The following is a 13,961-nucleotide window of genomic DNA, read 5'->3' on the forward strand; positions in this document are numbered from 1 at the left end:
TCCCGGGAGGAAAGAATGCAAATCATCGGCCCTGACGAGGTCGTCTTTGGCGTGGACGACGTGGCGGCCTGCGCCACCTACCTGACCGATTTCGGCCTGACCCGGGTGGCGCCGGACCTGTTCGAGGCACTCGACGGCACCGCGATCCGGATCCGGCCGCGCGACGACGCTTCGCTGCCGCCGCCGCTGCCCACCGCCACGATGCTGCGCAAATCGGTTTACGGCGTCACCGATGCCACGGCCCTGGCCGAGATCCGCGCCGAGCTGGAAACCGACCGCACCGTCACCGACACCCCCGACGGCGGCTTCGAGACGGTGGACGATTCAGGCTTTGTGCTGGGCTTTCGGGTCACCACGCGGCGGGTGCTGGACCTGCCGGGCGAACGGGTCAATTCGCCGGGCGCCGCACCGCAGCGGCTGGAAGACGAGGTGGCCGCGAACGAAGACGTCCCCGCCCTGCCCCGCACCCTGTCGCATATCGTCTACTTCGTGCCGAACCTGAAACAGGCCGAGGCCTTCTATGTCGAGCGCCTGAAATTCCGCGTCACTGATCGTTTCGAGGATGCCGGCCCCTTCCTGCGGCCCGGCGCCTGCCGCGACCACCACACGCTGTTCCTGATCCAGACGCCCGAATACATGCAGGGTCTGGAACATATCGCCTTCCACATGCAGGGCCCGACCGAACTGATGCTGGCGGGCACGCGGATGGTCAACAAGGGCTACGAAAGCTTCTGGGGGCCGGGACGGCACAAGTTCGGCTCGAACTGGTTCTGGTATTTCAACAGCCCGATGGCGACGCATATGGAATATGATGCCGACATGGACCTGCACAGCGACGACTGGGTGCCGCGCAGCGCCCATACCGGGCCGACGCATTCCCAGATGTTCCTGTTCCGCAGCACGCCGAAATGGGCGCCGGGACCGGATGCGGATGATCACTGATGCCCGCGTCCAGCCCCGGGGGCGGCACGCTCCTGTGCGGCCTCGCAGATCTGCCCGAGGGCGCCGCCCGAGGCTTTGACCCCGGGGGCCGCGGGCATGACACCGTGTTTGTGGTCCGCCGCGCAGGCGCCGTCTTCGGCTGGCGCAACGACTGCCCGCACCACCCCGGCGCCCGGATGAACTGGCGCAAGGACGCCTTTCTGAACGCCGATGGCAGCCTGATCATGTGTTCGGCCCACGGCGCCCTTTTCGACATCGAGACCGGCCTTTGCCAACTGGGCCCCTGCCTGGGCAAGCGCCTGACCCCCGTGCGGCTGAGGATCGAGGACGGCCGCATCCATCTTGAGGGCCCCCCGGGCCCCACATCCAAGGGAGGAACCCGGATGGCACAATCCCATCTGCCCCAGAACCTGAACCGCGTGCTGATCGTCGGCGGCGGCATTGCCGGCATGGCCGCCGCCATCCGCCTGCGCGAGGCAGGCGTCGCGGTCGAGCTGATCGACAAGGACCCTGCGTGGTCGGTCTATGGCACCGGCATTACCCTGTCGCCGCTGACCTTCCGGGCGCTGTGCCACCTGGGCTTTCAAGACCGGCTGATCGCCGAGGGGCACGGCCATGACGGGGTGACGCTGAATGACATGCAGGGCCGCCTGATCCGCGAGGTCCGCTCGGAACGGCTGGTCGGCCCCCGGGTCCCGGCCGAGGGCGCGGTGCTGCGTCCGGTGCTGCACCGGATGATGTCCGAGCGCGTCCGCGCCTTGCAGACCGAGGTCCGCCTGGGCGTCACCGTCACCGCGCTGGATCAGGACGATACGGGGGCGAATGTCACCTTCTCGGAAGGGCGGCAGGACCGCTATGACCTGGTGATCGGCGCCGACGGGCTGTTTTCCGGGCTGCGCGACATGGTGCTGGAAAACGCGCCGAAGCCGCGCTTTACCGGTCAGGCCTGCTGGCGGGTGCTGTTCGACACGCCGAAGGACTGGCACCAGGGACAGATGTTCCTGGGCCCTGAAACCAAGGTCGGCTTCAACCCCTGCTCGCCCGATCAGATGTACATGTACCTGTTGGAAAGCGTGCCCGGCAATCCCTGGCGCGAGCCCGACGCGCTGCCGGCGATCCTGCAGGATCTGCTGGCGCCCTTCGGCGGCATCGTGGCCGAGCTGCGCGCGCTGGTCGATGACGGCCGAGAGATCATCTATCGCCCGCTGGAAAGCATCCTGGTGCCGGGCGACTGGTACCGTGGCCGGGTGGTGCTGATCGGCGATGCGGTCCATGCCACCACGCCGCATCTGGGCTCGGGCGCGGGCATGGCGGTCGAGGACGCGCTGGTGCTGGTCGAGGAACTGTCCGCCCATCCGTCGCTGGAGGACGCGCTGCACGGCTTCATGCGCCGTCGCCTGCCCCGCGGCCGGCTGGTCGTCGGTAACTCCCTGAAGATCGGCGAGATGGAGATGGCAGGCGATCCGATGCCCGCCCAGGCCGCGCTGATGGCCGAGAGCATCGCGGCGATCTCGGCTCCCTACTAGGTACCTCCCGCGCTCCCCGGCGCAAACAAAGGGCGGCCCTGCGAGGGGGCGCCCTTTTCTAGGTATGCGGTTGCAGGCGGGGATCAGGCCGCGACGACTGTCTGGCGGATCGCCCCGAACAGCGCGCTACCGTCGGCGGCACGGCATTCCATGCGCACCTCGTCCCCGAAGGACATGAAGGGGGTCCGGGCCGCGCCCTCGTCCAGGGTCTCGATACCGCGGCGCTCGGCGATGCAGGCGGAACCGATCTGCCGGAAGGTGCTGTTCGAGACGGTGCCCGATCCGATCACCGTGCCCGGCACCAGATCGCGCGAATAGGCGGCGTGGCGCACCAGATCATCGAACCCGAAGGCCATGTGATAGCCGTTCGGCGCCCCGAAGGCCGCACCGTTCCATTCCACGTTCAGCGGCAGGTCGACCCGGGCATCGCGCCAGGCCGCGCCCAGCTCGTCCGGGGTGACCGCGACGGGGGCCATGGAACAGGGCGGCTTGGCCTGGATCCAGCCGAAACCGGTCTTCATCTCGACCGGGGCCAGCTTGCGCAGGGACCAGTCATTGATCTGCACCACCAGCGCGATGTGATCGGCGGCACTGCCGTTCACCCCCATCGGAGTCGCCTTGCAGATCACGCCGAATTCGCCTTCGAAATCGATGCCGTCGGCCTCGGATGGCATCCGCGCGGGGGCCGAGGGCGCCAGGAAGCGGTCCGAGACGCCCTGGTACATCAGCGGACGGCCGGTCTTTTCCTTCTTCTCGAAGCCGAAGACCGCATCCATCAGATCGCCGTGGCTTTCAAAGGCCGACCCGTCCAGCCATTGCCAGGCCCGCGGCAGGGGCGCCAGCGCCGCCGCCGGATCGAAGGGCTGGCCGCCGCCCTGATTCAGCGCGGCGTATTCCGCCTGCAGCGCGGGGCTCAGCGCATCCCAGCCTTCCAGCGCGGCCTGCAGGGTGGGCGCGGCCTGCGCCGGGATGCAGCGCGTGTTGTCCCGGCTGACCAGATGCAGCCGCCCGTCGGGGCTGCCGTCGGGCAGGGTTGCAAATCTCATGCGATCTCCTCCTCTTCGATCATGGCATCGCGGACCAGCGCATCGGCATCGGCATCGCGGGCAAAGCCCAGCCGGTCGGCGGTTTCGGTGACCAGCCGCGGATAGCTGGCAAATAGCGCCGTCAGTTCGGGGTCCGGAGCAAAGCGGACCCGGGCGCGGCTGTCGGGAAAACGCCGCTGCAGGGCCTCGACCAGCTCGGCAAAGGTCAGCGACAGGGCGGGCAGCGTGAAGGCGCGCACCGGCCCCGGATCGGGCAGCAGCGCGCCGTGGACGAAATTCTGCGCCACATTGCGCACCGAGGTCAGCCAGGTGCGCCCCGTTTCGGGGACCGGCAGGGTGATGTCCTCGCCGCGCCGAATGCACCAGAAGAGCCGCGACAGGAAGGCCGTGCGCAGCGCCGCATCGGCCCCGTCGCGCGCCATCACCCCCGAAGGGCGCAGCGACAGCGCATCCAGCCAGCCGCGCGCGGCAAAGTTCGACAGCGCGACCTCCATCATCACCTTCTGCGCGCCATAGACCATCGAGGGCGCCAGCGGCGTCGCATCCGTCACCGGATCGGGCATCGGCTTGCCATAGGCCGCGATGGTCGAGGCAAAGACGAAGCGCGTCGCGGGGTTCGCATCGCGCAGCGCCTCGGCCAGGTCCAGCGTCGCATCCAGGTTGACCCGCCGTGCCAGGGCATAGTCGGCCTCGGCCGCGCCACCCAGGATCGCCGCCAGGCAGATCACCGCATCCGCCCCCTCGCAGATGCGCGCCCGAATCGCGGGGTCGGAAATGTCGCCCTGCAGCGCCTCGATCCCCGGGCCCCTGCGCTTTGGTGCCACCCGGTCCACCAGAAGAAGCCGGTCGATCCCGGGCCGTTGGCCAAGGATCTCTGCCACTTGGCGGCCGACGAAACCACCCGCCCCAATCACCACGACCTTCATGCGACCTCCTCTCGTCATTATTTGATTGCTCGACCAACCAATATTTGAATAGAAAGAGAGTCGCAAGGAAAACAATGGGTTCTCCATCGATGGCGGTGAAGGGACCCATCCGTGAAACCGATGGATGCGCCGTCGGGATCCGGTTTCCCGAACCACCATCCGAGGAGGACGAGAGATGGCGAAGTGGTTGAAGGAAGGGGCGGAACCCTCTGCCGTGGCAGCGATCGACAAGCGCGTGCGCGAGACGGTCGAGGCGACGCTGGCGGATATCGAGGCGCGCGGCAACGCGGCGATCCGGGAGCTTTCGGTGAAATTCGACGGCTGGGACCGCGATGACTACCGCCTGAGCCAAAAGGAAATCGACGCCTGCATGGCGCAGATGTCCAAGCAGGACCTGGCCGATATCGCCTTTGCCCAGACCCAGGTGCGCGGCTTTGCCGAGGTGCAGAAGGCGGCGCTGCGCGATGTCGAGGTCGAGACCCTGCCGGGCGTCATCCTGGGCCATCGCAACATCCCCGTGCAGAACGCGGGCTGCTATGTGCCGGGGGGCAAGTATCCGATGCTGGCCTCGGCGCATATGTCGGTGCTGACGGCCAAGGTGGCGGGCGTGCCCCGCGTCATCACCTGCGCGCCGCCCTACAAGGGCCAGCCCGCCGCCGCTATCGTCGCCGCCCAGCACATGGCCGGCGCCGACGAGATCTATGCCCTGGGCGGCATCCAGGCGATCGGCGCCATGGCGCTTGGCACCGAAACCATCGATCCGGTCGATATGCTGGTGGGACCGGGCAACAGTTTCGTCGCCGAAGCCAAGCGGCAGCTTTACGGCCGCGTCGGCATCGACCTGTTCGCCGGTCCGACCGAGACCATGGTGATCGCCGACGAAACCGTCGATGCCGAGATCTGCGCCACCGACCTTCTGGGCCAGGCCGAGCACGGCCCCGACAGCCCGGCGATCCTGCTGACCACCTCGGAACGGCTGGCCCGTGAGACGCTGCTGGAGATCGAGCGCCTGCTGGAGATCCTGCCCACCGCAGGCCATGCCCGCAAAAGCTGGGAGACCTACGGCCAGGTCATCGTCGCCGGGGATCACGACGAGGCGCTGGAGATCGCGAACCAGATCGCCTCGGAACATGTTCAGATCATGACCGACCGGGACGACTGGTATCTGGCGAACATGGTGAACTATGGCGCGCTGTTCCTTGGGCCGCGCACCAACGTGGCCTTTGGCGACAAGGCCATCGGCACCAACCATACGCTGCCGACGAAACGCGCCGGGCGCTATACCGGGGGCCTGTGGGTCGGCAAGTTCATCAAGACCCACACCTATCAGAAGGTCCAGACGGACGAGGCCTCGGCGATGGTGGGGCGCTACTGCTCGCGGCTGTGCATGCTGGAAGGGTTCCAGGGCCATGCCGAGCAGGCCAACGTCCGGGTGCGCCGCTATGGCCAGCAGAACGTGCCCTATGCGGAAGGTGCCGCGCCCATGGCTGGTGCCGACCTGGTCGAGGGCTGAACGATGCAGCTACCGGTTTCCCCCGGCTTCCGGCTGGACGGGCAACGGGCGCTGGTGACGGGGGCAGGCCGGGGCATCGGCCTGGCCTGCGCTGCAGCCCTTGCCGAACAGGGCGCCGATGTCACCCTGGCCGCCCGCACCCTGCCCGAGATTGAGGCCGCCGCCCAGGCGATCCGCGGCCGTGGCCAGCAGGCCCGGGCGCTGGCCCTTGATGTGTCCGACAGCGCGGCAGCAGCACAGGCCATTGCCGCGGCGGGGCCCTTCGACATCCTGATCAACAACGCCGGCACCAACCGCCCCAAACCCATGCAGGACGTCACGCCCGAGGATTACGACGCAGTGCTGGGGCTGAACCTGCGCGCTGCCTTCTTCGTGGCGCAGGCGGTGGCACGAGGGCTAATCGCGGCGGGACGGCCCGGTTCGCTGATCCACATGTCCTCGCAGATGGGGCATGTGGGCGGGCCGAACCGGTCGCTCTATTGTGCGTCGAAATGGGGGGTCGAGGGCATGTCGAAAAGCTTCGCGCTGGATCTGGCAGGGCACGGCATCCGCTCGAACACCATCGCGCCCACCTTCATCGAGACCCCGATGACGAAACCCTTCTTCGAGGACCCGGCCTTTCGCGACAGCGTGCTGGGCAAGATCAAGCTTGGCCGACTGGGCCAGGTCGAAGACCTGATGGGCGCGGTGGTCTACCTCGCCTCGCGCGCCTCGGCGCTGGTCACCGGCACGTCGCTTGTCGTCGATGCCGGCTGGACCGCAGATTGACAAGGATGACCAAGATCATGTGGGAACCGTTTCCGAATTACGTCTGGAACCTCAGCACCAACCTGGCAGTCATGTGCGGCGGCAACCTGGGAGAGGTGAACGCCGCCTGCACCCCCATCCTGGAGGCCGCCCGCGCGGGCGAGGACGCGGGCACCGCGCTGTTCTTCGACAGCTGGATGGATGTGGCGAACAAGGTGCTGGCCTCGGCCGATGCGGACCTGGCGAAGGGGCGCCACCTGTCGGCGGGCATCAAGTACCAGCGCGCCTCGAACTACCTGCTGACCGCCGAGCGCATGCAGGCGCGCGACTATCCGCCCCGGATGCAGGCCTACAAGGACGGGCTGGCCTATTTCCGCAAGGGGATCGAGCTGCAGGGGCTGAAGGTCGAATTCGTCCAGATCCCCTACGAGGGTGCACATTACACCGCCCTGTTCATCCCCGCCGATGTCGAAGGCCCGGCGCCCTGCGTCGTTTCCTGCAACGGGCTGGACAGCATGAAGGAGCAGATCTTCGGCGCCGGCAACCCCGAGGCCAACCGGGTGCGCGGGATGCACACACTGCTGATCGACCAGCCCGGCACCGGCGAGGCGCTGCGCCTGCTGGGGCTGTGCGGGCGATACGATGCCGAAGGCTGGGGGTCTGCCGCGTTCGACTATCTGCTGACCCGCCCCGAGGTCGATCCGAAACGGATCGGCATGTTCGGCCTCAGCCTAGGGGGGTATTTCGCGCCGCGCGTGGCCTCGATGGACAACCGGTTTGCGCTGTGTTGCGTGATGGGGGCCAACCACAACTGGGGCGAGATGCAAAAGCGCCGCATGGCCCGCGAGGGCGACAACCCGGTGCCGCACTACTGGGACCACGTCCGCTGGGTCTTCGGCAAGGACAGCCAGCAGACCTTCATGGACTGGGCGCCCAACATGGACCTGACGCCGGTGATCGGGCGGATGCGCTGCCCGTTCTTCATCATGCATGGCGGCGGCGACCGACAGATCCCGGTGGAATATGCCGAACAGTCCCGCGACCAGGCCGTGAATGCCGCCAAGGTCGATTTCTTCATCACCGGCCCCGAGCATTTCGAGGTCGAGCATTGCGGCGCCGACAACGGCACCTTCATGCGCGACATGCTGGCCGACTGGATGGCCGAAACCTTTGCGGAGATGGATGGATGAAGGATCAGCAGAACCCCCTCATCGGCTTTCAGATCGACCCGGTCGATTTGCAATTCATCGGCCGCGACCTGGAGCGCCCGGAATGCATCCTGGCGGAACGCGACGGAACGCTGTGGAGCGCCGACGGGCGCGGCGGCGTCATGCGCATCGACCCCGACGGCACCCAGACCCTGATCCTGCAGGAGGGGCTGACGGCCAACACTGCCTCGGGGTTCGAGGACCGGCTGGTCAACACCCGGGGCAGCCTGCCGAACGGGCTGACCTTTGACGCCAACGGCGATTTCCTGATCGCCAATTTCGGCACCGACCGGGTGGAACGGATGACCCGCGGGGGCAAGACCTCGGTGGTGATCGACAATGTCGACGGGCAGCCCTTCGGCAAGGCGAATTTCGTCACCCGCGACAGCCGGGGCCGGCTGTGGCTGACCGTAACCACCACGATGAACCCCTGGACCGATCACGTGAAGACCAATTCGCGCGACGGCTACATTGCCCTCATCGACGAGCGCGGCGCCCGCATCGTTGCCGACAACCTCTGTGGCACGAACGAGCTGCGCTTCGATCCCGCCGAGGAATGGCTGTACGTTGCCGAGACCACCAGCCGCAACATCACCCGTTTCCGCGTCAGCGGGGACAGGCTGACGGATCGCGAAATCTACGGCCCCTCGAATGTCGGCGGCTTCTGCGACGGCATCGCCTTCGATGCCCATGGCAACCTCTGGACCACGCTGATCATGGCCGACCGTCTGGTGGCCATCACCCCCGAGGGTGACCTGCTGACGATCCTGGATGCGGGCGGCGACAAGGCGGCGCTCGCGGCCCTGGACCGCGCCTGGGAGGAAAACCGCGTCACCCCCGAGCTGATGGGCGCCTGTGGCGGTACCGCCTGCCCCTGGATGGCTTCCCTGACCTTCGGCGGGCAGGACCTGAGGCGTGTCTACCTGGGATCCCTGCGCGGCAGCACCATCCCCTGGTTCGACGCCCCCGTCGCAGGTCTGCCGCTGATCTACTGGTAGGCTTGTCCACCGCCATTGCTGCACCGCAGCATAAGCCCGCTTCCGGGGCTTCCGCGCAGGGTCGCGGGGGCCCCTTCGGCCTGTCCCCTGCCCTGCCCCAGCTATGCGTCCAGGCGATAGATGCGATCCGAATTCACGATTTCTCCAGATCCGACCGACCCCCTAATCACCTTGGGTAACGGCCGCGCGAGGAGGATGCGCCGCCGTCATTTTCGGGAGGAACCATGCATTACCGTACCCTTCGGGCGGCCCTTTTGGGCTGCGCCCTGACTGCCATCCTGTCCCCCCTGGCCCTGGCCCAGGACGCGACAGTGCTGATCCAGCCCACGGCGGTGGCCCAGGGCTCCAGGCCCCTGCCCCCGCCCGGCCTCGACATGCGCCAGATGGAGCGCAGCGATTACGTGACCCTCTACCCCGGCGTCTATGCCGAGCATGAAAAGGGCCCCGTGGCCGGCTATTTCGCGCAGAACCAGGCGATCCGCGACCGCGGGCCGATCGATGTCCAGGCCCTGGTCTCGGGCAAGCTGCCCAAGGACACGCCCGGCCTTGGCCCGATCATCCATGTCACCGCCGACTGGCTGGCCTATCAGAACGGCAAATACGACCCGCTGAACCCGATCCGCCACGACCCCGCCCGGGCCGAGGCCGCCGGCTACCGCGATGTCCCCGCCTACCCCACCTTCGGCAATCATGACGACAGCGTCATGGCCCCCTGGCCCCCCGAGGCCCGCGACAAGCTGCTGGTGTCGGACCTCAATCATTCGATCACAAACTATCTGCCGGTCTATGCGGGCGACACGCTTTATACCGTCGTCAACAGCCGCGACGTGACCGATCTGACCCCGGAACAGGGCTCTACGCGGCGGGCCGTGTCCATCGTCACCCATGCCTCGCTTTACAACCAGCATGGCGAAAAGGTCTCGGACGAGGTGTTCCGCGTGACCGAAGAGGAATCGGTCCTTAAGGATCGCGCCAAGGCACCCAGGGATCCCGACTTTGGCCAGATCTGGGAGGCCCCCGACTGGACCAAACGCAAGGCCCATGTCTACACCGATGCCGACTGGGACTTCATCGTCGGCACCTGGAAGGCCGAAGTCATCCGTGGCGCCACACCGCGCTATTGGGAAGACGTCCGCATTGGCGACAGCCCTGCCCCGACCCTGGATGGCCCGATCGAGGAAAGCCCCACCCCCACTTGGGGCATGGGCATGGGATCGGGTGGCAGCCGCACCCTGGAGGACCGGATCCTGAAAACCGGGTTCGAGGGCATGGTCCGCAACCCCGTCGACGGCATCTGGCGCCTTGAGGACCCGAACCTGCAGCGTCCTGCCTTCCCGCCGGTGCCGAGCTTTGCCGATGCGCCGCCGCCGGTGCCCCGCCCGGGGGCGGTCGATACTTCGCAAATCCATACCTCCAGCACCAAGCGCGCAGCGCTGGTCAATTTCACCGGCCGCGATTATGCCGTCCGTCACCTGACAAACTGGATGGGCGATGCCGGCTGGATCCGGACGCTGAACTGGTCAATCATGGATCCCCGCGCCCATTGGGCCAACGGCATGCCGGTGGTGCCGGACACGCTGAACCCGCGCTATGTCAGCCGGGTCCCGGGCATGGCCGACCGCCATGTCACCACGCATGGGCTGACCGAAGACATCGCGCTGGTCAAATCCCGCGTCACCGGCAAGCGCATCGTCAACGGCCGTCACGAGGTCGAGCTGACCTGGTGGATTGAAACCATCGACGGCGACATCTGGGAAGAAGGCAGCGCCCTGATCGACCTGCCCTCGCGCACGGCCGCCATCGACACCGCGGTTCCCACCGTCCGGTAACCTTTCCATCGTCAGAGACCGGCGCAGACGTGCGGCCCTGCCGCGCGTCCCCCGGCCCACGAGGTATTCCCCATGAAGCATCTTATTATTCTCGCCGGCGGCCTGGCCGCGGCGGGCCAGCCCCTCTGCGCGCAGGGCTCCGACACCAGTGACCTTCTGCAGATCTCGGGCGAGGCCCTGGCGACCTATGGCAACACCCATTACTCGGACAGCGACTATTTCGCCGGGCTGACGCTGAAGGCCAATGGCCAGATCGACCTGGGCGAAGCGCGGCTGACCTACCGCGGCGAACTGCTGCTGCGCAGCGACCATGACGACCTGCCCCCCGACATTGACGACATCGGCAATATCGAGGTGGCGCTGGACATGAACGCCTTCGGCACCTTCGGCTATTCCACCTACAACCGCTGCACCGGCATGGGCTTTCCCTGGACGGATGGCGATGTGGGCAATCTGGGCTCGGTGAACATCCACCCCTGGGTGGCGGCGACCTGGCGCTGTGCGGGGGGCAGTGACGTGATCGTGGCCGCCGGAACGGTGATCGATTCCAACGATTACTTCTTCTACCACAACAGCGTCGGTGCCGTGACGGTGGACCTGTGGTGGGACCCGGACAAGGACTATGGATCCTACAGCGGCGCCAATGCCCTGACTATCAACGGCGACGAGCCGCCCTCGTTCGAGGGGCTGATCAGCTGGGATGCAGGTCCCGTGGTGCTGCGGGCGGGCGGCACCAATCTTGGCGACCGGACAGCGGGCCTTGACGTGCCGCTGCTGGATCATAGCCTCACCGTCAGCTACGACTACCAGTTCCTCAACAGCAAGCCCTCGGCGGCCGTCGGCCAGATCTTCGGAGCGCTGTGGCAACCCGAAGGGATGGGCCCGTTCCGCAGCGCCCGGATCACCTATTACCTGGTGCGCCCGGAGGATGATGCCTCGACCCACAATTACATCATCGACATCCGGTTCGGGGGCCCAAAGTGGGAACTAGGCCTGGGGGCAGACGGCCAGGGCGACCTGGCGGCGGAAGGCAGTTATCACCTCAGCAAGTCTCTGAGCCTTGTGGCGGGCTGGGATAATGGCTTTGACGCGGGCGATGGATGGTCGGGGGCATATAGCCCCGCAACCAGCGTTCCCGCCCGTGGCAACAGCTACGAGGTCGGCCTGAAATACACCTTCTGACGGATCGTAATCTGCCAGTTTCGAGGCCCGGACCCGCAAATGTCCGGGCCTTTTCACGCTGTTCACCGCCGTGGACAGGCGCCGTTGCCCCCCTCCATGTCCACCACGGTGGACGGACGTTCACCGGGCAAACCCACCGACCAGTCGCAGAGGATCCAAACTGACCGCGCCCGCCCAGCATCACGCTGTGGAAATCGGCCCATGGACGAAGCCGCTCGCGCGACAATGGCGCCCGTGGCGGGTGTTTGGGACTGATCGCCACCCTGTGTATTTGGGAAGGCGGTCGCATCGTCAGCGTCGCGGTCACGCTCGCCGTGGGCGTCAACACGGACGGCAGGCGCGAGGTGTTGGGCATGGCGATCGGAGCCTCCGAGGCCGAGCCCTTCTGGACCGAGTTCCTCCGCGATCTCGTCCGGCGCGGCCTGTCAGGCGTGAAGCTGGTCATTTCGTTCGTCGGGCAAACAGTCCCCCGGACTGTTTGTTGATCCTCCTCCCCCCATGAGGGCATCAAGGCGGCCACCGCCCGCGTCCTGTTGACCACCTGGCAGCGTTGCCGGGTTCACTTCCAACGCAATGCCCTGGCCCATGCCGGCAAGAGCAGCCGTCGGGTCGTCTCCGCTTTCATCGCCACGGCCTTTGCCCAGCCCGACCACGCGGCGGCCAAGGCGCAATGGCGCCAGGTCGCGGACCAGATGCGCCCGAAGCTGCCCAAGCTCGCCACCTTGATGGATGGTGCCGAGGAGGACGTCCTCGCCTACATGACCTTTCCCCAGCAACACCGGTCGAAGCTGCACAGCACGAATCCAATCGAGCGCCTGAACGGTGAAATCAAGCGCAGGACAGATGTGGTCGGGATCTTTCCGAACGAGGCATCCATCCGCAGATTGGTGGGCGCCATCCTGATGGAGCAGACCGAGGAATGGACCGTGCAGCGCGGAAGATACCTGACACTGGAAACGCTGGCCCCAGTCTGCGATGATGTCCTGGTCAGCCTGCCTGCGGCGCAGCGCGACTGAGACGCTCGGCCCACCGGTCAACGTGAGGCCCGTCATGAGCTACACCATCAGCTGGGACATCATCATAGGAAAAGTAGAGGCTTCTTCATTTTGGTGCTCCGTGGCGAAGAGGGAAACTGCGGGGGCGTCACTGTCTGGGGGGCTTCAGCGGGCTGATTTCTGCCATCGGATGTTCGACGATCATGGCCTCCAAAGCTGAATGGAAGATGTCCTCGTCCTCGCAGGTGCCCTGCTTCAGCAGCACGCTTTGCGTCGCGGAGGCCATGACCAGCAGGAGGCTCGCCTTGCCCTCCTCCGATCGGCGAACGACGATTTCGTAATGCCAGGGCTGCCTGGCACATTCGTGGCGCCAGGCGACGGCCTGTGGGTTGGAGGTCGGCGTCAGATCCTCCAGGATGTAGGGCGGGCATGAGCGCTCTTCCGGGCCAGCCGTTTCGAAGACAGCATTTGCACTGAAAATCTGAGATTTGTCGTGGCTCCAATGCACGGGAATGGGGGCTTGTTGCACATATCGGTGATGAGGATTCACTGCGCGAATCCAGTGCGTTAGATCGGCGGCATGCCGAAGCCCTCTCCCACGCGCTATCGCACGACGAACTGGTCCGACTACAATGCCGCGCTACGCCAGCGAGGCTCGCTCTCGGTCTGGTTTGATCCCGACATGGTCTGGTACGCCGGAAAGACCGGCAAGCGTGGGCGGCCCGAGACATTCTCTGATGCAGCGGTCCAGGTCTGCCTCACGCTGAAAGTGCTCTTCGGCCTTCCACTTCGGCAAACGGTCGGGCTGGTCGAGAGCCTGATCCGGATGGCTGGGCTCGACTGGCAGGTGCCGGATTATTCGACGCTGTGCCGACGCCAGGCGCGGATCGGTGTGCAAATCCCGTATCGCCGCACTGGCAGGCTGTTGATTTCCACCCAGAACTGACCCGGGGTTTCCATCGAGAAGTGACCCACCTTGGATTATGCTGAGCGGGTCATGATTGGGTCAAGACATGGCTTCCCTCCCTCTTTTTCCGGGTGGCTGCGGC

General features: G+C 66.4%; 11 protein-coding genes and 2 pseudogenes. 10 read left to right on the plus strand and 3 right to left on the minus strand.

What is annotated here, in order from left to right:
• Positions 1-15 precede the first annotated feature (15 nt).
• Positions 16-942, plus strand: coding sequence for a VOC family protein (locus KM176_RS23315; RefSeq protein ID WP_160897067.1), 927 nt, complete (start codon positions 16-18; stop codon positions 940-942).
• On the plus strand, positions 942-2,468 hold the full coding sequence (locus tag KM176_RS23320; protein WP_160897066.1) for an FAD-dependent monooxygenase: 1,527 nt from the start codon (positions 942-944) through the stop codon (positions 2,466-2,468). The genes KM176_RS23315 and KM176_RS23320 overlap by 1 nt, the downstream gene beginning before the upstream one ends.
• A gap of 83 nt (positions 2,469-2,551) precedes the next feature.
• Here KM176_RS23320 and KM176_RS23325 read toward each other — a convergent pair whose 3' ends face one another.
• Positions 2,552-3,514: a fumarylacetoacetate hydrolase family protein gene (locus tag KM176_RS23325; protein WP_160897065.1), complete on the minus strand. Its 963-nt coding sequence runs from the start codon at positions 3,512-3,514 to the stop codon at positions 2,552-2,554.
• Positions 3,511-4,440: an NAD-dependent epimerase/dehydratase family protein gene (locus tag KM176_RS23330; RefSeq protein WP_160897064.1), complete on the minus strand. Its 930-nt coding sequence runs from the start codon at positions 4,438-4,440 to the stop codon at positions 3,511-3,513. The genes KM176_RS23325 and KM176_RS23330 overlap by 4 nt, the downstream gene beginning before the upstream one ends.
• A gap of 175 nt (positions 4,441-4,615) precedes the next feature.
• On the opposite strand from KM176_RS23330, the gene hisD reads away from it, so the two are divergent.
• From hisD to KM176_RS23365, 7 genes and pseudogenes are all read left to right on the plus strand, one after another.
• On the plus strand, positions 4,616-5,953 hold the full coding sequence (gene hisD / locus KM176_RS23335; RefSeq protein ID WP_160897063.1) for a histidinol dehydrogenase: 1,338 nt from the start codon (positions 4,616-4,618) through the stop codon (positions 5,951-5,953).
• A 3-nt stretch (positions 5,954-5,956) separates the two neighbouring features.
• Positions 5,957-6,721, plus strand: a complete 765-nt coding sequence (locus KM176_RS23340; protein ID WP_160897062.1) for an SDR family NAD(P)-dependent oxidoreductase — start codon at positions 5,957-5,959, stop codon at positions 6,719-6,721.
• A gap of 5 nt (positions 6,722-6,726) precedes the next feature.
• Complete coding sequence (locus tag KM176_RS23345) at positions 6,727-7,890, plus strand: alpha/beta hydrolase family protein (RefSeq protein WP_202398092.1); 1,164 nt, start codon at positions 6,727-6,729, stop codon at positions 7,888-7,890.
• Entirely contained in the window at positions 7,887-8,906 is a 1,020-nt protein-coding gene (locus tag KM176_RS23350; RefSeq protein ID WP_160897061.1) for an SMP-30/gluconolactonase/LRE family protein, read from the plus strand. Before KM176_RS23345 ends, KM176_RS23350 begins: the two co-directional genes overlap by 4 nt.
• A 224-nt stretch (positions 8,907-9,130) precedes the next feature.
• Entirely contained in the window at positions 9,131-10,735 is a 1,605-nt protein-coding gene (locus KM176_RS23355) for a MaoC family dehydratase (protein WP_160897060.1), read from the plus strand.
• Positions 10,736-10,807: 72 nt separating this feature from the next.
• Positions 10,808-11,917: a hypothetical protein gene (locus KM176_RS23360; RefSeq protein ID WP_160897059.1), complete on the plus strand. Its 1,110-nt coding sequence runs from the start codon at positions 10,808-10,810 to the stop codon at positions 11,915-11,917.
• A gap of 263 nt (positions 11,918-12,180) precedes the next feature.
• Positions 12,181-12,933, plus strand: a pseudogene (locus KM176_RS23365) (IS256 family transposase); the annotation flags it as partial.
• Between the two features lie 127 nt (positions 12,934-13,060).
• Here the strand turns inward: KM176_RS23365 and KM176_RS23370 are convergent.
• On the minus strand, positions 13,061-13,462 hold the full coding sequence (locus KM176_RS23370; protein WP_160897058.1) for a hypothetical protein: 402 nt from the start codon (positions 13,460-13,462) through the stop codon (positions 13,061-13,063).
• Between the two features lie 30 nt (positions 13,463-13,492).
• On the opposite strand from KM176_RS23370, the pseudogene KM176_RS23375 reads away from it, so the two are divergent.
• Positions 13,493-13,825: pseudogene (locus KM176_RS23375) on the plus strand (transposase); the annotation flags it as partial.
• Between the last annotated feature and the right edge of the window lie 136 nt (positions 13,826-13,961).

Origin of the sequence: Pseudooceanicola endophyticus, from assembly GCF_018760365.1 — a bacterium.
Taxonomy (GTDB): domain Bacteria; phylum Pseudomonadota; class Alphaproteobacteria; order Rhodobacterales; family Rhodobacteraceae; genus Pseudooceanicola; species Pseudooceanicola endophyticus.

Coding starts and splice junctions, on each gene's coding strand:
- KM176_RS23345 (WP_202398092.1), top strand. CDS start 6,727: ATGACCAAGATCATGTGGGAACCGTTTCCGAATTACGTCTGGAACCTC.
- KM176_RS23320 (WP_160897066.1), top strand. CDS start 942: ATGCCCGCGTCCAGCCCCGGGGGCGGCACGCTCCTGTGCGGCCTCGCA.
- KM176_RS23340 (WP_160897062.1), top strand. CDS start 5,957: ATGCAGCTACCGGTTTCCCCCGGCTTCCGGCTGGACGGGCAACGGGCG.
- KM176_RS23330 (WP_160897064.1), bottom strand. CDS start 4,440: ATGAAGGTCGTGGTGATTGGGGCGGGTGGTTTCGTCGGCCGCCAAGTG.
- KM176_RS23360 (WP_160897059.1), top strand. CDS start 10,808: ATGAAGCATCTTATTATTCTCGCCGGCGGCCTGGCCGCGGCGGGCCAG.
- KM176_RS23355 (WP_160897060.1), top strand. CDS start 9,131: ATGCATTACCGTACCCTTCGGGCGGCCCTTTTGGGCTGCGCCCTGACT.
- KM176_RS23350 (WP_160897061.1), top strand. CDS start 7,887: ATGAAGGATCAGCAGAACCCCCTCATCGGCTTTCAGATCGACCCGGTC.
- hisD (WP_160897063.1), top strand. CDS start 4,616: ATGGCGAAGTGGTTGAAGGAAGGGGCGGAACCCTCTGCCGTGGCAGCG.
- KM176_RS23315 (WP_160897067.1), top strand. CDS start 16: ATGCAAATCATCGGCCCTGACGAGGTCGTCTTTGGCGTGGACGACGTG.
- KM176_RS23325 (WP_160897065.1), bottom strand. CDS start 3,514: ATGAGATTTGCAACCCTGCCCGACGGCAGCCCCGACGGGCGGCTGCAT.